The organism is Dyella sp. AtDHG13 (assembly GCF_003201105.1).
Taxonomy (GTDB): domain Bacteria; phylum Pseudomonadota; class Gammaproteobacteria; order Xanthomonadales; family Rhodanobacteraceae; genus Dyella; species Dyella jiangningensis_B.
In genome coordinates, this window is sequence record NZ_QICJ01000002.1 from 312,881 (window position 1) to 330,369 (window position 17,489).

The 17,489-nt window shown below is 61.7% G+C and carries 18 protein-coding genes and 1 tRNA gene; 6 read left to right on the forward strand and 13 right to left on the reverse strand.

The genetic code is table 11. The annotated features are described in order from the left end of the window. Window positions 1–94: 94 nt before the first annotated feature. Window positions 95–337 carry a hypothetical protein gene (locus BDW41_RS04180; RefSeq protein ID WP_074546787.1) on the reverse strand — a complete coding sequence of 81 codons (243 nt, stop codon included), beginning with the start codon at window positions 335–337 and terminating at the stop codon, window positions 95–97. Between the two features lie 107 nt (window positions 338–444). On the opposite strand from BDW41_RS04180, the gene BDW41_RS04185 reads away from it, so the two are divergent. Continuing rightward, on the forward strand, window positions 445–789 hold the full coding sequence (locus BDW41_RS04185; RefSeq protein WP_233496769.1) for a hypothetical protein: 345 nt from the start codon (window positions 445–447) through the stop codon (window positions 787–789). Between the two features lie 1,036 nt (window positions 790–1,825). Here BDW41_RS04185 and BDW41_RS23835 read toward each other — a convergent pair. The 3 genes from BDW41_RS23835 to BDW41_RS22910 all read right to left on the reverse strand — a co-directional run bounded on the left by BDW41_RS23835 (window position 1,826) and on the right by BDW41_RS22910 (window position 4,023). Next, on the reverse strand, window positions 1,826–1,948 hold the full coding sequence (locus tag BDW41_RS23835) for a hypothetical protein (RefSeq protein WP_255412958.1): 123 nt from the start codon (window positions 1,946–1,948) through the stop codon (window positions 1,826–1,828). Between the two features lie 440 nt (window positions 1,949–2,388). Beyond that, complete coding sequence (locus tag BDW41_RS04195) at window positions 2,389–3,147, reverse strand: hypothetical protein (RefSeq protein ID WP_074546789.1); 759 nt, start codon at window positions 3,145–3,147, stop codon at window positions 2,389–2,391. A 651-nt stretch (window positions 3,148–3,798) separates the two neighbouring features. Next, window positions 3,799–4,023 carry a hypothetical protein gene (locus tag BDW41_RS22910; RefSeq protein ID WP_146217298.1) on the reverse strand — a complete coding sequence of 75 codons (225 nt, stop codon included), beginning with the start codon at window positions 4,021–4,023 and terminating at the stop codon, window positions 3,799–3,801. A 950-nt stretch (window positions 4,024–4,973) separates the two neighbouring features. Between BDW41_RS22910 and BDW41_RS04210 the strand changes: the two genes are divergently transcribed. From BDW41_RS04210 to BDW41_RS22920, 3 genes are all read left to right on the forward strand, one after another. Next, window positions 4,974–7,910 carry an RHS repeat-associated core domain-containing protein gene (locus BDW41_RS04210; protein WP_074546792.1) on the forward strand — a complete coding sequence of 979 codons (2,937 nt, stop codon included), beginning with the start codon at window positions 4,974–4,976 and terminating at the stop codon, window positions 7,908–7,910. A gap of 723 nt (window positions 7,911–8,633) precedes the next feature. Continuing rightward, window positions 8,634–8,822 carry an antitoxin Xre/MbcA/ParS toxin-binding domain-containing protein gene (locus BDW41_RS04215; RefSeq protein ID WP_074546793.1) on the forward strand — a complete coding sequence of 63 codons (189 nt, stop codon included), beginning with the start codon at window positions 8,634–8,636 and terminating at the stop codon, window positions 8,820–8,822. A gap of 140 nt (window positions 8,823–8,962) precedes the next feature. Continuing rightward, a complete protein-coding gene (locus BDW41_RS22920; protein ID WP_146217299.1) occupies window positions 8,963–9,211 on the forward strand; it encodes a hypothetical protein in 249 nt (82 codons plus the stop codon). 5 nt (window positions 9,212–9,216) lie between these two features. Here BDW41_RS22920 and BDW41_RS04220 read toward each other — a convergent pair whose 3' ends face one another. Next, window positions 9,217–9,399 carry a hypothetical protein gene (locus BDW41_RS04220; RefSeq protein WP_074547809.1) on the reverse strand — a complete coding sequence of 61 codons (183 nt, stop codon included), beginning with the start codon at window positions 9,397–9,399 and terminating at the stop codon, window positions 9,217–9,219. Between the two features lie 67 nt (window positions 9,400–9,466). Between BDW41_RS04220 and BDW41_RS23840 the strand changes: the two genes are divergently transcribed. Further along, window positions 9,467–9,670 (forward strand): AlpA family phage regulatory protein, encoded by a 204-nt coding sequence (locus BDW41_RS23840; RefSeq protein ID WP_083337503.1) that lies wholly within the window; start codon window positions 9,467–9,469, stop codon window positions 9,668–9,670. Between the two features lie 42 nt (window positions 9,671–9,712). Here the strand turns inward: BDW41_RS23840 and BDW41_RS04230 are convergent, their stop codons facing one another. From BDW41_RS04230 to tpiA, 4 genes are all read right to left on the reverse strand, one after another. Further along, window positions 9,713–10,933 (reverse strand): tyrosine-type recombinase/integrase, encoded by a 1,221-nt coding sequence (locus tag BDW41_RS04230; RefSeq protein ID WP_074546796.1) that lies wholly within the window; start codon window positions 10,931–10,933, stop codon window positions 9,713–9,715. Between the two features lie 187 nt (window positions 10,934–11,120). Next, window positions 11,121–11,205, reverse strand: a tRNA-Leu gene (locus BDW41_RS04235). Window positions 11,206–11,216: 11 nt separating this feature from the next. Then, window positions 11,217–11,666: a preprotein translocase subunit SecG gene (gene secG, locus BDW41_RS04240; protein ID WP_074546797.1), complete on the reverse strand. Its 450-nt coding sequence runs from the start codon at window positions 11,664–11,666 to the stop codon at window positions 11,217–11,219. A 25-nt stretch (window positions 11,667–11,691) separates the two neighbouring features. After that, window positions 11,692–12,441, reverse strand: a complete 750-nt coding sequence (tpiA, locus tag BDW41_RS04245; protein ID WP_074546798.1) for a triose-phosphate isomerase — start codon at window positions 12,439–12,441, stop codon at window positions 11,692–11,694. 121 nt (window positions 12,442–12,562) lie between these two features. Here tpiA and BDW41_RS04250 point away from each other — a divergent pair, with 121 nt between their 5' ends. Continuing rightward, window positions 12,563–13,378 carry an SDR family oxidoreductase gene (locus BDW41_RS04250; protein WP_074546799.1) on the forward strand — a complete coding sequence of 272 codons (816 nt, stop codon included), beginning with the start codon at window positions 12,563–12,565 and terminating at the stop codon, window positions 13,376–13,378. Between the two features lie 82 nt (window positions 13,379–13,460). Here BDW41_RS04250 and BDW41_RS04255 read toward each other — a convergent pair whose 3' ends face one another. From BDW41_RS04255 to orn, 4 genes are all read right to left on the reverse strand, one after another. Continuing rightward, entirely contained in the window at window positions 13,461–14,396 is a 936-nt protein-coding gene (locus BDW41_RS04255; RefSeq protein ID WP_074546800.1) for a 2-oxoglutarate and iron-dependent oxygenase domain-containing protein, read from the reverse strand. A 148-nt stretch (window positions 14,397–14,544) separates the two neighbouring features. Continuing rightward, window positions 14,545–15,897 (reverse strand): phosphoglucosamine mutase, encoded by a 1,353-nt coding sequence (gene glmM, locus BDW41_RS04260; RefSeq protein ID WP_074546801.1) that lies wholly within the window; start codon window positions 15,895–15,897, stop codon window positions 14,545–14,547. A 57-nt stretch (window positions 15,898–15,954) separates the two neighbouring features. Next, window positions 15,955–16,863, reverse strand: a complete 909-nt coding sequence (gene folP, locus BDW41_RS04265) for a dihydropteroate synthase (RefSeq protein WP_074546802.1) — start codon at window positions 16,861–16,863, stop codon at window positions 15,955–15,957. Between the two features lie 21 nt (window positions 16,864–16,884). Then, the gene (gene orn, locus BDW41_RS04270) at window positions 16,885–17,445 is read right to left on the reverse strand and encodes an oligoribonuclease (RefSeq protein WP_074546803.1); all 561 of its coding nucleotides are present in this window, start codon (window positions 17,443–17,445) and stop codon (window positions 16,885–16,887) included. Between the last annotated feature and the right edge of the window lie 44 nt (window positions 17,446–17,489).

A 17,489-nucleotide genomic window follows, 5' to 3' on the forward strand; every position in this document is an offset into this window, starting at 1 on the left:
CCATGCATAAGTGGAATCTGGCGGCGCCCGGTAACCGACGAATGATTCCTTCGATTGATTTTCATTGTTATCAGCAGTCCCACTTGGCCCTTGTTTATTCCGGAAGATCAGCAGAGGCCAGCACCAGACTGTCGATCACTGACGAGTAGTCGCCGCCAGCACAGGGCTGCCATAGGCTCTCGATAACCGCCCGAGCTTCCTTGCTCGGGTAGTAGTCGATGCGAGGGTTAGCCTTCCGGCGTTTCCGCTGCTGCTCAAGCTTGCGTGCCCTTCTCCAGGCCTGCCATTCGGATTCATCCGATGCAGTCAGGACCGGCTGGCCGGGTTGCCAGGTCATCAGTGATACCTCCCTGAGCTGGCCGATTCGAGACCACCAGCGTCATCCTTCTCTGCGGTATGGCTCATCGACTCATCAGAATCTTCCTTGCTGCCGGGCTTGGCGCCGTGGAGTTCCAGGATGCCAAGGACGTGAGAGTAAGGAATCCAGAAGATCGTTGTATCTCGATCTGCCGGAATATGGACGAGCGCCCTCAACATGGCTGGGTGACGAAAATCGAGTTCGGCGCAGTACAGGACTGGATGACCTTCCCTGTCGGAAGTCTGTTGTTCGTCTGCACCTATCGGCGTCTATGCCTTTACGAACGCCTGGGCGGCAAGCGCATGGATATTGGAAAGGGGCGATGCACGATCAATGGTGACGTGATATTCGACACGGTTGAACGTACGGTTCTGGGTAGTCATCGCTTGTTCCTTAGCGAGTGCGGAGGGCAGAACCCACCGGGCGAATGAGGGGAGCGAAGCCGGGGCCGATGTAGCCAGCTGCCTGCTGGTCAACCTGACTTAGTGGATGCCGTACATAGCCCGATGGGAGGCTATCCTAGCCTTGTCCGATTGGAGCTGAGTTCGGCAGCGCCCCACCCAGTGCGGAAAGCATCGACATGTAATCGTGCGAAGTCCCCTGCTGTGATAGCGCCCACGGTCCAAGCACTGACCAGTCAATGCCCTGCGATGCAGGAATGGCGTTGCCGCCGCCCAGCACGTTCGCGTAATTCATGCCCTGCGGGTTGCCGGTATTCCAGAGTGGCTGATACTGCTGTAGGCCGGACGGATCGTAGGCGGGCTATGTCTGCCCAGTCATGAAATTGAAAATGCCCATGTCCGCTCCTTAGAGGTAGTAGCCGAGAAGGCCAGCAGCGCCACCAATGACGCCGCCAGCGACTGTGCCCAGGCCAGGGATTACGCTACCCGCCGCAGCGCCAGAGAGTGCTCCGCCTGCTGCAGACGCGAGTCCGCCGCCAGCAGTGCGTGCCTGATAGTTGGGATTTCGACCCGTCGTAGCCGATCCCGTGAAATTGCCAGCGATGGCATTCAGCGCATTGCCGTAGTTGTTGAGCTACTGCTGCTGATAGCCATAATTCTTCATGTACCAGTCGTTGTAAGCCTGGTCCAGATTGCCCTGGTTGTATTGCTGACCGAGGCCGGCGAGGTTCGCATACTGCCCGAGGAACTGGCTTTGCAGCGCGTTTGCCCCAGTGATCGCCTGTGACGCATTGAGAATGTTCCCGGCGTTCTGCTGCGCAGCCGTGAGCTGATTCTGGATGCCCGACTGGTAGAGCGCCGAATTGCGCGCAAGGTCGGTCTGCTGCGCATTGATCTGGTTCTGGATCTGCTGCTGCGCGAGCTGGGCCGATTGGTTGTAGTTCTGGAATAGCAGATTGCTGTCGGTGTTGCCGATGTTCTGCGCCAGTGTGTTCTGGGCGTTCTGTACCTGCTGGTTGTAGGCCGACCCACCGAATGCACCGCCCTGGGCGAACTGCGCAGCGAGCTATGGCGCCACGCTGTTCTGGTACGTGTTGGTCAGGTTCGTATTGGCCTGGTTGATCATCGACTGCAACTGCGGGTTCTGACCCATGTACTGGTTCGTCCCGACCTGCGTCGTGGCTCCCATCCAGGGATTAGATGACGGATTGATGCTGTACTGGCCGTTGACAATCGATTGCAGGGCCGAAGATTGATTCTGCTGATTACCGAGCTACCCAGCCGATCCGAGCTGAGCAAGGTACTGTGCATTCTGCTGATCGGATGTAAGCGGGGCGGTGAGTTGCCCGGGATACTGCTGGTATGGCAACGCGTTGACTGCGTTCGTCTGGTTGATGAAGTTCTGATAGTCGTTGCGCAGCCAATCGGGAAGCTGCGTGACCGTCGTGGTCGTCGTGTTTTTCGGCTAGCTACTACCACCCATGATTTGGCACCTCTCTGCCTTGTGGAATTTGATTGCCGTGCATGACCCGGCACGGCGTCGGGAGAGGTATACGCAAGGCAGTACGCCCCTCTACTAAATTAGTCGTCGGCAGGGTGCGTTTCCGTCCCTGATCACCCTTACTGCCTTCAGACGCGATGGCAAAGCAACAAGATCACAGCGACGGAACCCGCGACTAGCGGAACAAGAACGTCAATTACCAGCCACCGCAGATTCTGGCTCCGCAGCCACAAAGAAAACCATCGATCGAATCGATTCAGCGACGCAAGGATACGGGGAGAAGAATCTTGCCTTTCTGCATTCTCAATTGCGTGCCTTAACTCCACCATGCGGCCCTCAACACTGGCTAGAGCGTCAGTGACGGCTGTCGAGTTTTGAATGATGTCGCCACCTGACTGCAGGGATTCGATCGTTCTGCGAAGGTCACTTACTGATGCTTCGATAGCTGGCATTCGACCCTTTAGGGAACCAAAGTATTGCCGTTTTCCCTTCCACCAGTTGTAGAGGCTGGATTGGCGCAAATCCCCGGTGTAGTCGAGATTCTCATCACCAAACGTCCCGGCCGTTATGAATGCCTGCCTGGTTCCCGTGATCCGCACCCTCCATCCCATGAAGCTATCGAACGCATACCAGACAAAGTGGAGCAGGAGATACCCAACCGTGATCGCCATGCCAGATCGCAACAAATCGTCTGTCAGGTTCTGCAGATGAAAGCCGAAGATGGGAGAGTCAGCAGCGATTCGCACCCCGGCTACTGTTCCGCCAATTGAGATGAAGCTGGCCACCAGAAGGTTTCGACGCACCTTTAAGGCATCTTCACTTAGTTCGGCCAACCAAGGCTCCCCCAGCACTTTATCAACTGCTGCCACCTTGTCGTCTTCGGTCATCGCCCCTCCAAAAAATCTACTTTCCAAGCGCTACAAGATAAGCGGAAGCCGCCCGCCCCAGCCAGCATAGCAATCGCCGCTCGTATTCCCGCGTCAGTTCCCGGAAGGCACTAGCCCGCATCCGAAGCTCTCGCGCCCGGTCGTCCTGGGAGATCGCTGCGCGTCCACAGAGAATCCGCTGCATCGCATCCGTGATGGCGCAGTCATCGGCCCAAGACGGTTTCCTTGCCAGCCCAAACCGTTTCACGGTCGGCCAGTATCGGTTTACGCCCCCCGTCGCATACAGCAACAGGATGGCTTCCAGAGGACCATCCAGTTTGGCGAAGCTCAGCGCGGCGATGGCCTCTGTGTCATGGCGATAGCTCGGGATGGCGACGACGGTACGGGACGTACTCCACCGATGCTGGCGGCGGACATGTCGGCAACCGTCGATGGACTTCGCAGCCTGCTCTATGACTGGGCCCCGCTTGGCTATGGCGAGCACGCAGGACTGGTCCAGTACCTCACTGCCGGGCTCCTCTATACGAGCCTCCTGCATCAGCGGGGCCCAGCCGTAACCCGTGCCAAACGCCCTAGCCAGGATTCGCGCTGCCATTTCTACGAGGTCCCATTGGTCAACGGTCTGCCCACCGTCCGCCATCGCACTTGACCTCAGTTTGCGATGTCGAGCTTGGCCCGAGCGATTTCACGCTCACGGCGATGCCATGCCCAACGCCGATACGGCACGACGTACAGGACACAGCTGCCCAACTGGTACTGGCGGATGTCTCGCGGCCGGTTGTTCCAGCCTGGAGTTCGTGCAGTGGCCGCCAGCAGTTTTTCTAAGTCAGAAAACTGGCCGCCGTGGTCCAGGGCAGAGATGGAAGGCGAGAGCATAAGCGTAAGCCCCTTGGTAAGAATCTATATAGGTGTACGGAATCCGTACTGGGCGAAGGGTCGAAAACAGCCCCTATCGCTACGGAATCCGTATCGATCAGGCCGCTTCTTGACGCCCACTACTACGGAATACGTATCGATCTGCTACGGAATCCGTACTGGGCTCGCTGTTTTTCCTAGGGCGTATGAACGGCTCTCGTGGGACCTTCCAGTCGCTGGAGGCAACTGACGTCGATGGACAATCCAGCTTGCCACCGCAGTCGTCTATGGGCTTCCAGGTAACAGCGTAGAGGCTGGCGCAGTTCAGACCACCCTGACGTGTGAGTGTCAGGAAGCCGTAGTACCGCAGCTCGCGAAGCGCCCATTTCAACGTGTCCGGTGACGTCCATCCACGGCTGCGAAGAACACTGATCGACGCGCAGAGGTCGCCGTTGTTGCGGCCGTTGTATTGACGGGCCACATCACAGAGCAACTTGACGGCTGAGCCCCCACAGGCCTTCCAGTTAGGTGAGTCCTGGACTGCATGCGGGATCATCGTGAAGGTTCCTGACTCCTTCCGTCCCTTGTGCTTTTGGCGGCTACGAGGCCTCATTGCATATCCCCTGTAGGTTGGTAGCGGGGGGCGCGATTCGAACCTGCGTTTACCCCCACGGGGCCACATTCCAGAGGCCTTCGGAGCCAGAACCCTCGGTCGTTCTGCGCCCAGCCAAGAGCGGACATCTCGGACCGGGACAGGCATCGGCGATCCACGCCGTGGCGCCCTACCCTGTGGCGGTCGAACACCACGACGTTTCCGAAGTATTCCCCGCAAGCGCAGCACTGGCAGCGGCAGCCGGTTAGCTTGGGCGCACTCATGCTGCCGCCCCGCGAGAGGCCGCGATGCGATCAGCGCACCATTGAAGGACTTCGGATTCAATCCAGGCGCTGGCAGCCTGGCCGAGCTTCACGCGATGGGGAAACTGGCCTGCACCCTCAAGACTGACTGGGTTTACAACACACCGGGCTGGAATACCGCCCGCTGCGATGTCGACCCCGCCATCGCCGGCGCCACCACTTATCCCTGCGGCAGCAACCCCAACGCCCCCGTCGGCGTGCGCCAATGGCGCTACACCTACTGCACCGCCGCCGACGGCGCGCAGTGCCCGCTGACCGGTTTACTGCTCTCGGTGGATGGCCCGCGCACGGACGTGTCGGATGTCACCAGCTACGCCTATTACCTGGCGACTGACGAGTCCGGCTGCGGTACGGCCGGTGGTGCCTGTCACCGCGCCGGCGATCTCTATCAGGTGACCAACGCCCTGGGTCAGATCACCACCAGCGTTGCCTACGACAAGAACGGCCGTGTGGTGCGCCAGTCCGATACCAACGGCGTCATCACTGACCTCACCTATAGCCCGCGCGGCTGGTTGCTGACACGCACCGTGCGCGTCAACGCCAACGGTTCCGCCTCGTCCGCTGATGCCACCACCACGCTCACCTATACCCCTTACGGCGCAGTAGCCTCCATCACCGACCCCGATGGTGTAGTCATCAACTACGGCTACGACGCCGCGCACCGCCTCACCCGGATCACCGACGCCCTCGGCAACTATGTGCAGTACACGCTCGATGCGGCTGGCAACAAAACCGCCGAGCAGACCTATGACAGCAACGGCACGTTGCGTCGCAGCCTGTCGCGCACGTACAACACGCTGGGTCAGCTCACTCAGGTCACGGATGGCCTGAGCCACGCTATCTTCAACGCCAGCTACACCGACAGCTACGACGCCAACGGCAATCTGGTGCATACCGCCGATGCGCTGGGCGTTCAGCGCAAGCAGGGGTATGACGGGCTCAATCGCCTGATCACCACCATCGACAACTACAACGGCACGGATACCGCCACGCAGAACACGCAGAGTGCTTTCGCCTACGACGCCAACGACCGGCTGGAAGGCGTCAGCGATCCGGATGGACTCAACACCACCTACAGCTACGACGGCCTGGGCAATGCCACCGGCGTGCAGAGCCCCGATACCGGCAGCACCGCCTATGTGTACGACACGGCGGGCAACGTCATCCAGCGCACGGACGCCAAAGGCGTGGTGAGCCACAGCACGTACGACGCACTCAACCGTCGCACCGCCACTACCTATGCCGATGGCACGCTCAATGTGGCCTATGCCTACGACGAGCCCAACAGCGTCACGGGCTGCCCGGCATCGTATTCGGTGGGTCGCCTCACCCGCATCATCGAAACCGCCGTGACCACGGTGTACTGCTACGACGCGCACGGCAATGTCACGCGCAAGAGCCAGACTCAGGGCACGGTGACGGACGTCACTGCCTACGGCTACACCCTGGCCGACCGCCTTGCCAGCACGCTGACGCCCGCCGGCACCTCCATCCAGTACAGCCACGATGCCGCCGGCCGCATCAGCGGCGTCACCGCGCTGCCGCCGGGCGCCACTGGCGCGGGTGCCGGCAATGTGGTCACCGCCATCAGCTACCTGCCCTTCGGCCCCATCGCCAGCTACACGCTGGGCAACGGCCAGACCATCACGCGGACCTACGACGCCAACTACGCCCTCACCGACGTGGTAAGCCCCGCGCTCAACCTGCACTTCGCGCGCGATGCCATGGGCAACATCACCGCCTTGGGTAATGCGGCCGGTGCCAACCCGGCCACGGAAACCTATACCTACGACCCGCTCTACCGCCTCACCGGCCTCTACGACGCCAGCAACAACCCGGAAGAAACCTATACCTACAACAAGACCGGCGATCGCTTGAGCAAGACCGGCAACGGCCTCGCCACCGGCACCTATACCTACCAGCCGGGAACCCACCACCTCACCGCCATCGGCAACGCTGCCCGCACCTACGACGCCAACGGCAACACCACCGGCAGCACCATCGGCGGCGACACCTTCGGCTACGGCTACAACGCCCGCAACCGCATGACTATCGTGCAGCGCGATGGCAGCACGGTGGGCACGTACACGTACAACGCACTGGGGCAGCGCACGGCCAAGGTGGCGACCTTCCCCGCCGCCAGCAGCCTGCGGTTTGCCTACGATGAGGCGAGTCAGCTGATCGGGGAGTACGGCAGCAGCTCACGCGACTATGTGTGGCTGGGCGATGTGCCGGTAGCGACCGTCGACACGGCCGGCGGCGTAAGCACGGTGAGTTACGTGCATACGGATGGGCTGAATACGCCGCGTGCGGTGACGGATGCAAGTGGGAACACGGTCTGGCAGGTTGCTTATCAGGGGAATGCATTTGGGGAGCAAGTGCCGACGAGTTCAAACGGCTTTAGCTACGGATTGCGATTCCCCGGCCAGTACTTCGATGTAGAGACCGGGCTGAATTACAACGTCCATCGCTACTATGAATCAGCCACGGGGCGGTACGACCAGCCTGATCCGATGGGACTAGCCGCAGGCCCAAGCTTGTTCGCTTATGTCGGTAGCGACCCTCTGAGCTACGTCGATCCCCTTGGGTTGGATCCGCACTACTATCACGTCTATACGCCCATCTGTTGGGGCTGTTCGGCTGGCGATGCCTTCGAGGCGATGCGGCATTTTTCCGCCCCAGGTGCACCCTATGCTGAAACCGGAACTCACGACTTGACGCTGACCGGTGGAAATCCCATCACGCAGATTGTCGACCCGTGCAGATTGAAAATTACTAACATCACCAGGCCGGGTCATATCTTCGGTGGCCAGGTTGAGATTTCGATTGTTGCGGGTGCGCACGGCGAATTTGGCGCAGACATTGTCGGCAGCGGGGAAGGCCCGAATGCGTGGCTAAATCAAGAGACCGGACCTTTGATATTTCAATGGCTAACCGCAAATGCGTTTCTATACGCCAATCCGGACATCAACAATAATGCGGCGGGGTTCTGAGGATGCGACCTATGTCAAGAAGCCGTACGGCAAGCTCTCAAATAGTCGCGATTTGCATGGCGACCATGTGGCTGATCATCTCAGTTTTAGGGGGCGTCTTATATCGTTCGGTGATCGCACAACACGTACCGGGTTACCCCAACTCAGGCCAGACAAGATTTTATCTCGTAGTGCCTGTAGTCATGACCATACTGAGTTGGGTCCTTGTCCTGTTCTCTAAGCGGCTCACCACATTTGTGGTTGTGCTATGTGCCGGAATACAACTTTTGGCGCTGCTAGGATGGTTGTTTTTTGGAGGCGGCGGCGTCTAAATCTCATGGCAATGCTGTCCGCCGCTTTGATCCTTGGGCTACTTTCACTCGCCGAGATGGTGATCGGCGTGGGCTTGCTAGCACTCGCCCTCTACCAGCTACAAAAGTCGGCGTGGCCTACGCATCGTAAGCAAGGATTGTTCATCATCTGTGGGGTTCTGCTCGCTTCGCCTGCAGTTGCACCTGCTGGGACACTCTCGGTAATACCGCTCCCACTCGGCGTTTTATTGGTATTTATTCGTTCATCGACAGACGCCATGTTCTTGCTCATGACATGGTGGTTTGTCGTGCCATCGATGCTTATAACGGGGCTTGTCTGTTGGTACGTTTCGCATCGACTTTTTTCTACCCGAGTTGCCACGGCTTAAAAATCACGGTGTGTCTTGAAGAGATTTAGCGCGAGGAAGGCTCCATGCAAGACGTTGATCGTGTTATCGATCTTGCCGAATCGATCTCCGGCGATCGAGCCAAAGCGGTTTGGTGGCTCAGCCAGCCGCTCACAACGTTTGCTGGCAAGACCGCGCTTGAACTGATCGCCGAAGGCCGCACCGACGACGTGATCGGTTATCTGCAATCCTGTGAGTCCGGCTACGTCGGATGAACACCACGAGCACGTGCCATCGGTAGCGGAATATCGCGCTACCGATGGCACGTACGGTGAGCATGGTTCATGAGTGCGGTCTTGCACATAACCGTCTCAAGGAAATTTAGCCAAGACGCATCCTCGCCTCATGCTCAAGGATGTGGTTCCCCGGCCAATATAACGACGCCGAGAGCGGCCTGACCCAGCACAAACCACAATATGGGCCGAAATATAGTCTGGCGGAAATCAGCGAAAGAAAAGATCCGCTGAATCAGCGGCTTATCTCACCACTTGGCGGAGAGACCATGATCTACAACGTCAACGTGACTTTGAATCGCTTGATAAGTCCGTACCCAGTCATGGAAAAATCCGAAGTAGACGAGTGGGCGATGAACACGCGGCGCTGAGAAACTCACTCCGGCTCGTCAATCTGCTCCAGGCGCAAGAAGCCCTCTTCGTCGTAGCCTAAGCTACGCAGGCGATTCCGGCGACCACAAACCGGGCACATGAAGTGCAGGCCAAAGCTATCGATGTTCGCCTCGGCACCTCCCGTGAATTCCGGGAATTCGGTATGGCAGCGGATGCAGATCCACATGGCGCGAATCGTACACCCACGCAGCGTCATGCGTGGCGGAATACTTTCAAGGCTTCAAGGATTCTGTATGAGTGAATGCTTATTGCCACGCCGCGAGGTCGAGCGCCGAACCGGCCTGAGTAGATCATCCATCTACGCGCGCATGAAGGCAGGGACGTTCCCGTTGCCCGTTCATGACGATGACACGCATTCGGTATGGTGGGTGGCGTCAGAAATTGACGCCTGGGTGATGGCACGGATTGCAGCACGCAATGCTCGCAACCAGGTATAGCCGCGACGTACGCCGCCAGAGTCGACGGGCGTGCGGAGCTGCTCAGGCCAACTTTCTTCCAATCGCCACGACCTTGCCGCCAGCTCGCAGTCCATCCAGATAATCCGCCCACGCCTGCATCATGCGCTTGCGCTCATCCAGGTATTGGGCGGCATGGGTGTAGGCCTCGCGGACCTTGTTGGACTCGGCGTGCGCTAGCTGGCGCTCAATGGCGTCGGCGTTCCACCCCATCTCGTTGAGGCGTGTGGCTGCGAGGCTGCGGAAGCCATGGCCGGTCATTTCATCGCCGCCGTAGCCAAGACGACGCAAGGCGGCATTGACGGTGTTCTCCGACATCGGGCGGCTAGCTGTGCGCAAACCGGGGAACAGGTAGTCTCCCTGCCCAGTCATGGCGTGCAACTCGCGCAGAATGGCGACTGCCTGCGTAGACAAAGGCACCAGATGAGCCGCTTTCATCTTCATGCGCATGGCCGGGATGCGCCACATAGCCTCGTCCAGATCGAACTCCGACCATTGGGCTTGCCTAAGCTCGCCAGGCCGCACAAACACCAGCGGGGCCAGCTTCAAGGCACATTGCGTGACGAACTGACCGGAGAATCCATCCATGGCGCGAAGCAGCTCGCCTACCTTTGCAGGCTCCACGATGGCGGCGTGATGTTTGACCTTAGGTGCCTTCAATGCGCCTCGAAGACTTGACGTCGGATCGCTATTCGCCAGCCCTTCCAGCACAGCGAAGCGGAACACCTGTCCCGCTTTCACGCGCGCACGCTTCGCCGTTTCCAGCATGCCGGCATCTTCTACCTTGCGCAGCGTTTCCAGCAGCTCGCGAGCTTCAATCTCGGCAATGGGGCGCTCCCCCAAATCGGGATAGAGGAACGACTGAAGAATCCAACGGGACTTGTTGGCCGTCACTTCGGCGACGTGCTGACGGAGCATCCATTGCTCAGCAACCTGCTTGAAGGTGATGGCCGGTGTGTTCGACTCGATCTTTGCTTGCTTGGCGTTCTTCTTCGCCTCACTCGGATCGACACCCTGCGCGAGTAGCCGCCTGGCCTCGGTGCAGGCATCGCGGGCCGATGTCAGGGAGATGGCTGGGTAGGCACCAAGCGCCAGCACCTTCTCCCGACCGGCCACCCGGTACTTCCAGCGCCAGAGCTTGGACCCCGTAGGGTTCACCAGGAGATAGAGGCCTGCCCCGTCCGCCAGTTTCTGGGGTTTGTCGGCTGGCTTGGCCTTGCGGATGGCGATGTCAGAGAGAGGCATGGTGGGGGTATCCCGGGCGCCGGACTGGGGGTACATACCCCCGATACCCCCAGATATACCCCCAGAATGAGCGCGCTTTCAAGGGACGCTATGGGACGATTCCGGACAATCAGGCATAAAAAAACCCGCCAAGTAGCGGGTTTCTTTACTGTTTCTGGACTGTATGGGACGTCCTGAAACTTACATATGGTGCCCAAGGGGGGACTCGAACCCCCACGCCTCTCGGCGCTACCACCTCAAGGTAGTGCGTCTACCAATTCCGCCACCTGGGCAGGTGTCTTGCTTAGTTCTTCTTCGTCGGTTCCGTCGCGGCCGGCAGGTCGCCCGAAGAGGGCTTTGCCGGAGCGGTTGCGGCGGGGACGTCGCCCTGAGCCGGCTTGGTGGCCTGCGGGATTTCCGCGTTGGCCGGAGCGGCGGGCTGCGCATTCTGCGTTGCTGCCGGCTTGTTGGCAAGACCTGACATCACACCCAGATCACCGCCGTTGTCGCTCTGCGCCTTGCCGTTGTGGCCCAGGTAAATACCCATGCCGAGGCTCAACGCGAAGAACAGCGCGGCCAGCACGGCCGTGGTGCGGGTAAGGAAGCTTGCCGAGCCACGTGCGCCGAACACGGTGGCGGATGCGCCGCCGCCGAAGCCGGAGCCCGCGTCCGCACCAGCGCCGCGCTGCATCAGGATCAGCACGATCATCGCCGCGGCGATCAGAATGTAGAAGACGCTGAAGATGACGAACATGGTTCTCTTTAAGAGTCCGTAGCGCTCAGTAAGCTGCCGCGCAGATACCCAGGAAATCAGCCGATGCCAGCGAGGCGCCCCCGATCAACCCACCATCCACGTCCGGCTGCGCGAACAAGTCCGCAGCATTAGCCGCTTTGACACTACCGCCGTAAAGCAGTCGGGTCAGACGGGCAATCATAGCATCTTCTTTTTCCAGTTGGCTACGGATGAACGCATGAACGTGCTGCGCCTGCTCGGGCGTGGCCGTGTGGCCGGTGCCGATGGCCCAGATGGGCTCGTAGGCGATCACGGCGGTATCGAAGCTGGCGATGCCGTTCAGCTCGATCACCGCCCTGAGCTGGCGGGCCACGACGGCGTCGGTGAGCCCGTTCTCGCGCTCGGCCAGCGTTTCACCCACGCAGAGAATCGGCGTGAGGCCGCCCGCCCGCGCTGCGGCGAACTTGCGGGCCACCAGTTCGCTGGTTTCATGGTGATACTGGCGGCGCTCGGAGTGCCCGACCAGCACCCACTGCGCGCCCACGTCGGCCAGCATGGCGGCGGACACTTCGCCGGTATAGGCGCCCTGCCCTTCGTGCTCGCTCACGTCCTGCCCGCCAAAACCCAGGCCCGATCCCGCATGCTGCATCGCCAGTTCGCCCAGGTAGGGAAAAGGCGGAATGACGACCACGTCGATGTCCGGCGGCAGCGCAGCGGCAATGTCGCCCACCAGGGCTGTCGCCATGCTGCGGCTACCATGCATCTTCCAGTTGCCGGCGACGAGTTTCTTGCGCATGCGCGTGTTCCCTTGCGTATAAACCCGAAAGCTTAACGTCCGACCATGCCACTGGCAACGAGCCAACGACAAGCTATTGCCTTTACGGAAAAAATCAGAAGAACCACAAGGAGACCACTTTATGACCACGACCCGTCCGCTCAGCCTGGTCACCGGTGCTTCGGCCGGCATCGGCGCCGCCTTTGCCCGGGAACTTGCGGCCCGCGGCCATGATCTGGTGCTGACGGCGCGCCGCGTGGAGCGACTCGAGGCGCTGGCCCAGGAACTGCGCGAGCGCCATCAGGCCACCGTCACTGTACTCCCGGCCGACCTAGCCGACCCTGCCGCCGTGGCGCAGCTGTGCGATGTGCTGGACGCACGTGGACTTAGGGTGGACTGGCTGATCAACAACGCCGGTTATGGCGTGCCAGGCACGTTCGATGCGGTGGACTGGCCAACGCACGAGGCCTTTATCCGGGTACTGATGACCGCGCCCGCCGAACTCGCGTGGCGCCTGCTGCCCGGCATGCAGGCGCGAGGCTATGGCCGCATCGTCAACGTCGCCTCGCTGGCGGGCCATGTTCCGGGCTCGGCCGGCCACACGCTGTACGCGGCGAGCAAGGCGTACCTGATCAAGTTCTCGCAGTCGCTGGCGCTGGAAAACATGCATCGCGGTATTAACGTGTGTGCGCTCTGCCCCGGGTTCACGTGGTCGGAATTCCACGACGTTACCGGCACGCGCCAACTGATGAACAAGCTGCCCAAGTTCATGTGGCAGAGCGCGGAGGCGGTGGTGCGCGAGGGTTACGACGCCGTCGAGCGTGGCGACGTGGTGCACGTGACGGGCGGCGTGAACCGCTTCATCAAGGCGTTGATGAAACTGCTGCCGGATCGGCTGACGCTTTGGTTATCGGCGAAGGAATCGAAGCGGTATCGGGATCTGGGCGGGTTGGCTTGAGCGGCTGTTGCAACGCTGTCGCGGGTTGCCCCCTCTCCCCACCCCTCTCCCGCGAGGGGAGAGGGAGTTAGGTGCCGCGGAGTTAGATCAGCTTGATTTCACGCAGGCGCTCGAGCAGGTACTCGTGCGAGGTGATGCTGGTGTTGTAGCGGCTCGGGTTGTCCGGCGTCACCGTCTGCGGCAGCGGATCGAGCACCACGTCCGGATTCGGATGCAGGAAGTACGGCACCGAATAGCGCGGCTTGCGCGCGTTCTCGTTCTGCGGGTTCACCACGCGATGCGAGGTGGACGGATACACATGGTTGGTCAGGCGCTGCAGCATGTCGCCGATGTTCACCACGATGGCGTCACCCTCGGTGGTGATCGGCAGCCACTCGCCTTCGCGCGTGAGCACTTCCAGGCCTTCGGCGCTGGCGCCGACCAGCAGCGTGATGAAGTTGATGTCCTCGTGCGCGCCGGCGCGCACATTCGGGATGTTGTCTTCGGTGATCGGCGGATAATGGATGGGACGCAGGATGGAATTGCCCTGGTCGATCTTGTCGTCGAAGAAATGCTCGGGCAGGTCGATGTGCAACGCCAGCGCGCGTAGCACGCGTGAGCCGAGCTGGTCGAGCGCCTCGAACAGGCCGTAGCCGTTCTTCTTGAAGTCCGCGACTTCGGTCGGCCAGATGTTGGGGGGCATCACGTCCGCGAACTTCGAATCACGCGAAATTTCGCGGCCGATGTGCCAGAACTCCTTGAGGTCGGCGTGCTTGCTGTCCTTGGCCGTTTCCACCTTGTACGGCGTATAGCCGCGCGCGCCACCGCTGCCGGGCACGTGGTACTTCATCTTGGTGTCGGTCGGCAGCGCGAAGAACTGCTGGAACGACTCGTACGCGCCGTCGATCAGCTCGCGCGGAATACCGTGCCCGCTGATGCAGCAGAAACCGTATTCGCGGTAGGCGTTGCCCAGCTCGGCAACGAAAGCGGCACGGTCCGTGTCGTAACGACGGATGTCGAGGGTTGGAACTTTCTTCATGGCTTGTCCACAGGTTGTGCGTGCGGTCCACTTGGAGTCTGCCCAACATCTCGAACAGACTCTTTCATCCGCCACCGCAGGGGCGGGGCACGTCGGGCCAATCCTTGGCGACCTGGGTGGGATGCGAATCCCCGAACTTCTTACAGGCTCACGAACGTTCTGCGGCGGATTTTACGACACCGGCCAGCCTTTCGGCCAACTGCCGCACTTCCCCCTCGTCGGCCGCCTCCACCGTCACGCGGACCAGTGGCTCGGTGCCCGAGGCGCGCAGTACCACGCGCCCGCGGCCGGACAGCGCGCGCTCGGTTTCCGCCAACGCCTCGCGCACCGGATCGCTGTGCAGTGCCTCGCGGGCGCCGTCCGCGCGAACGTTGATCATGATCTGCGGCATCTTGCTCAGGCCCCGGCGCGCTTCCGCCAGGTCGGTGCCGGCATAGGCCAGCGCTTCCAGCACGGCCAGCGCCGAAACGATGCCATCGCCCGTGGTGGCGCGGTCCAGGCACAGGATGTGTCCGGAGGTCTCGCCGCCCAGGTTGCCGCCGTGCTCCTTGAGCTGCTGCAGCACGTAGCGGTCGCCCACGTTGGCGCGGATCAGCTGCACGTCGTGCTGGGCCAGCGCCAGCTGCAGGCCGTAGTTGCTCATCAGCGTGCCGACCACCGGGCCCAGCAGCAGGCCCTGGGCATGCCATGCGTTGGCCAGCACGAAAAGAATGTCGTCACCGTCCGCCAGCTTACCTTCGCGGTCGACCAGCTGCACGCGGTCGCCGTCGCCATCGAAGGCAATGCCGAGGTCCGCGCCCTGCTCCACCACCGCGCGCTCCAGCGCCTGCGGATGGGTGGAGCCCACGTCGCGGTTGATGTTGAAGCCGTCGGGCCGGTCGCCGATGGTGCTCACCACCGCGCCGAGTTCGGAGAACACCTTGGGCGCCACCTGGTAGGTCGCGCCATTGGCGCAGTCCAGCACGATGCGCAGGCCGCGCAGGCTGAAATCCTCCGACACGGTGGACTTGCAGAACTCCGCGTAGCGCGTCACGGCGTCCGCGATGCGGGTGGCCTTGCCGAGCTGTTCGGACGGAACCGTGGTGAACTCCAGTTCCAGCTCTTCCTCGATGGCGTGCTCCACCTCGTCGGAGAGTTTTTCGCCGTTGGCCGAGAAGAACTTGATGCCGTTGTCGTGATGCGGGTTGTGCGAAGCGCTGATCACGATGCCCGCATCCGCGCGCAGCGAGCGCGTGAGAAAGGCCACGCCCGGCGTCGGCATCGGACCGAGCAGGGACACGTCCGCGCCGGCGGCGACCAGGCCGGCTTCCAGGGCGGACTCGAACATGTAGCCGGACACGCGGGTGTCCTTGCCGATCAGCACCTTCGGCCGCGCGCGCCCGTGGCGGGCCAGCACCACGCCCACGGCGCGGCCCAGGCGCAGCATGAAGTCCGCGCTGATCGGCCACTGGCCCACCAGACCGCGAATGCCGTCGGTTCCAAAGTATTTCCGTTGCGTCATGGCACTGCTCCTGCCGGCGTCGGCGCGTTGCGGCGCCAGACGTCCTGTTCTGTTGGGTTATTCGTCATCCGGCCAACGCGGCATGGAAGGCTTGTCGTCACGGCGCGCCGGCGTGTCGCCGGCCTGCACGGCATGCCAGACCGCGAGCGCGTCGACCGTAGCCGCCACATCATGAACGCGCACCATCCGCGCGCCACGCTGCACGGCGATGACCGCCGCCGCCACGGACCCGGCCATGCGCTCGCCCGGCGCCTGCCGCCCGGTGATCGCGCCGATCATGGATTTTCTCGACATGCCCACGTAGACGCCGCTGCCGAGATTCGCGAAGCGTTCCAGGGCGCGCAGCAGGGCGAGGTTGTGTTCCAGGTTCTTGCCGAAGCCGAAGCCGGGATCGACCATCACCTTGCGGCGATCGATGCCGGCCAGCTCGCAGGCGAACAGGCGATCGGTTAGGAAACGGTGCACGTCGCCCACCACGTCGTCGTAGTGGGGATCGTCCTGCATGCTGCGCGGTTCGCCGAGCATATGCATCAGGCACACCGGCACGCCCAGTTCGGCGGCCGCGTCGATGGCGCCTTCGCGGCGCAGGGCGTAGACGTCGTTGATCATGCCCGCGCCCGCCGCCACCGCGGCGCGCATCACTTCCGGCTTCGAGGTGTCGATGGCGAGCGGCACCTTGGTGCGCGCCGCGAGCTGTTCGAGCACGGGCACCACGCGGCGCAGTTCTTCGTCGACAGTGACATCGTCGGCGCCGGGGCGCGTCGATTCGCCGCCGATGTCCAGCATGTCCGCGCCCTCGTCCACCATGCGCAGGCCATGCGCCACGGCGTCGTCCAGCGAGGCGTAGCTGCCGCCATCGGAAAACGAATCGGGCGTGACGTTGAGAATGCCCACCACGCGCGGCCGGTCGAGCTTGAGCGGCCGGCCGTTGCAGTCGAGCACGGGAGCGAACAGATCGAGGGACATGATGACTCCCGTGGATAGACGTCAGGACTCGCCGCCCAGCGGCCCCATGAAGCGGCGGTAGTAGCGCAGTTCCTCGATGGAATCGCGGATGTCCGACAGCGCGGTGTGTGCGGACTCCTTGGCGAAACCCTTGCCGATGGCCGGCGCCCACCGGCGCGCCAGCTCCTTGAGCGTGGACACGTCGAGGTTGCGGTAGTGGAAATAGCGCTCCAGCCGCGGCATCTGCCGATGCAGGAAGCGGCGATCCTGGCAGATCGAGTTGCCGCACATGGGCGACTTGCCACTGGGCACCCACGCCTTGAGGAAATCGAGCGTGGCCTGTTCCGCCACGGCGTGATCGTCATTGGACGCGACCACCTGATCCCACAGGCCGGAGCGGCGGTGCTGGTTGCGGTTCCACGCGTCCATGGATTCCAGCCGGTCCAGCGGGTGGCGGATCGCGAACACCGGGCCCTCGGCCAGAATGCGAAGGTCTTTGTCGGTGACGATGGTGGCGATCTCGAGGATGGAGTCGTTGTCCGTGTCGAGACCGGTCATTTCCAGATCGATCCAGATCAGGTTGTCTTCGTTCGCTTGGCTCATGCGCCCTCCTGGACGCGAAGTCTAGCAGCAGCGCAGCGGCCGGG

What these genes read in the sequence shown, in the direction of transcription:
- BDW41_RS04180 (WP_074546787.1), bottom strand. Translation starts at nt 337, where the DNA reads ATGACCTGGCAACCCGGCCAGCCGGTCCTGACTGCATCGGATGAATCC.
- BDW41_RS23835 (WP_255412958.1), bottom strand. Translation starts at nt 1,948, where the DNA reads ATGGGAGCCACGACGCAGGTCGGGACGAACCAGTACATGGGTCAGAAC.
- BDW41_RS04195 (WP_074546789.1), bottom strand. Translation starts at nt 3,147, where the DNA reads ATGACCGAAGACGACAAGGTGGCAGCAGTTGATAAAGTGCTGGGGGAG.
- BDW41_RS22910 (WP_146217298.1), bottom strand. Translation starts at nt 4,023, where the DNA reads ATGCTCTCGCCTTCCATCTCTGCCCTGGACCACGGCGGCCAGTTTTCT.
- BDW41_RS04210 (WP_074546792.1), top strand. Translation starts at nt 4,974, where the DNA reads ATGGGGAAACTGGCCTGCACCCTCAAGACTGACTGGGTTTACAACACA.
- BDW41_RS04215 (WP_074546793.1), top strand. Translation starts at nt 8,634, where the DNA reads ATGCAAGACGTTGATCGTGTTATCGATCTTGCCGAATCGATCTCCGGC.
- BDW41_RS22920 (WP_146217299.1), top strand. Translation starts at nt 8,963, where the DNA reads ATGTGGTTCCCCGGCCAATATAACGACGCCGAGAGCGGCCTGACCCAG.
- BDW41_RS04220 (WP_074547809.1), bottom strand. Translation starts at nt 9,399, where the DNA reads ATGTGGATCTGCATCCGCTGCCATACCGAATTCCCGGAATTCACGGGA.
- BDW41_RS23840 (WP_083337503.1), top strand. Translation starts at nt 9,467, where the DNA reads ATGAGTGAATGCTTATTGCCACGCCGCGAGGTCGAGCGCCGAACCGGC.
- BDW41_RS04230 (WP_074546796.1), bottom strand. Translation starts at nt 10,933, where the DNA reads ATGCCTCTCTCTGACATCGCCATCCGCAAGGCCAAGCCAGCCGACAAA.
- secG (WP_074546797.1), bottom strand. Translation starts at nt 11,666, where the DNA reads ATGTTCGTCATCTTCAGCGTCTTCTACATTCTGATCGCCGCGGCGATG.
- tpiA (WP_074546798.1), bottom strand. Translation starts at nt 12,441, where the DNA reads ATGCGCAAGAAACTCGTCGCCGGCAACTGGAAGATGCATGGTAGCCGC.
- BDW41_RS04250 (WP_074546799.1), top strand. Translation starts at nt 12,563, where the DNA reads ATGACCACGACCCGTCCGCTCAGCCTGGTCACCGGTGCTTCGGCCGGC.
- BDW41_RS04255 (WP_074546800.1), bottom strand. Translation starts at nt 14,396, where the DNA reads ATGAAGAAAGTTCCAACCCTCGACATCCGTCGTTACGACACGGACCGT.
- glmM (WP_074546801.1), bottom strand. Translation starts at nt 15,897, where the DNA reads ATGACGCAACGGAAATACTTTGGAACCGACGGCATTCGCGGTCTGGTG.
- folP (WP_074546802.1), bottom strand. Translation starts at nt 16,863, where the DNA reads ATGTCCCTCGATCTGTTCGCTCCCGTGCTCGACTGCAACGGCCGGCCG.
- orn (WP_074546803.1), bottom strand. Translation starts at nt 17,445, where the DNA reads ATGAGCCAAGCGAACGAAGACAACCTGATCTGGATCGATCTGGAAATG.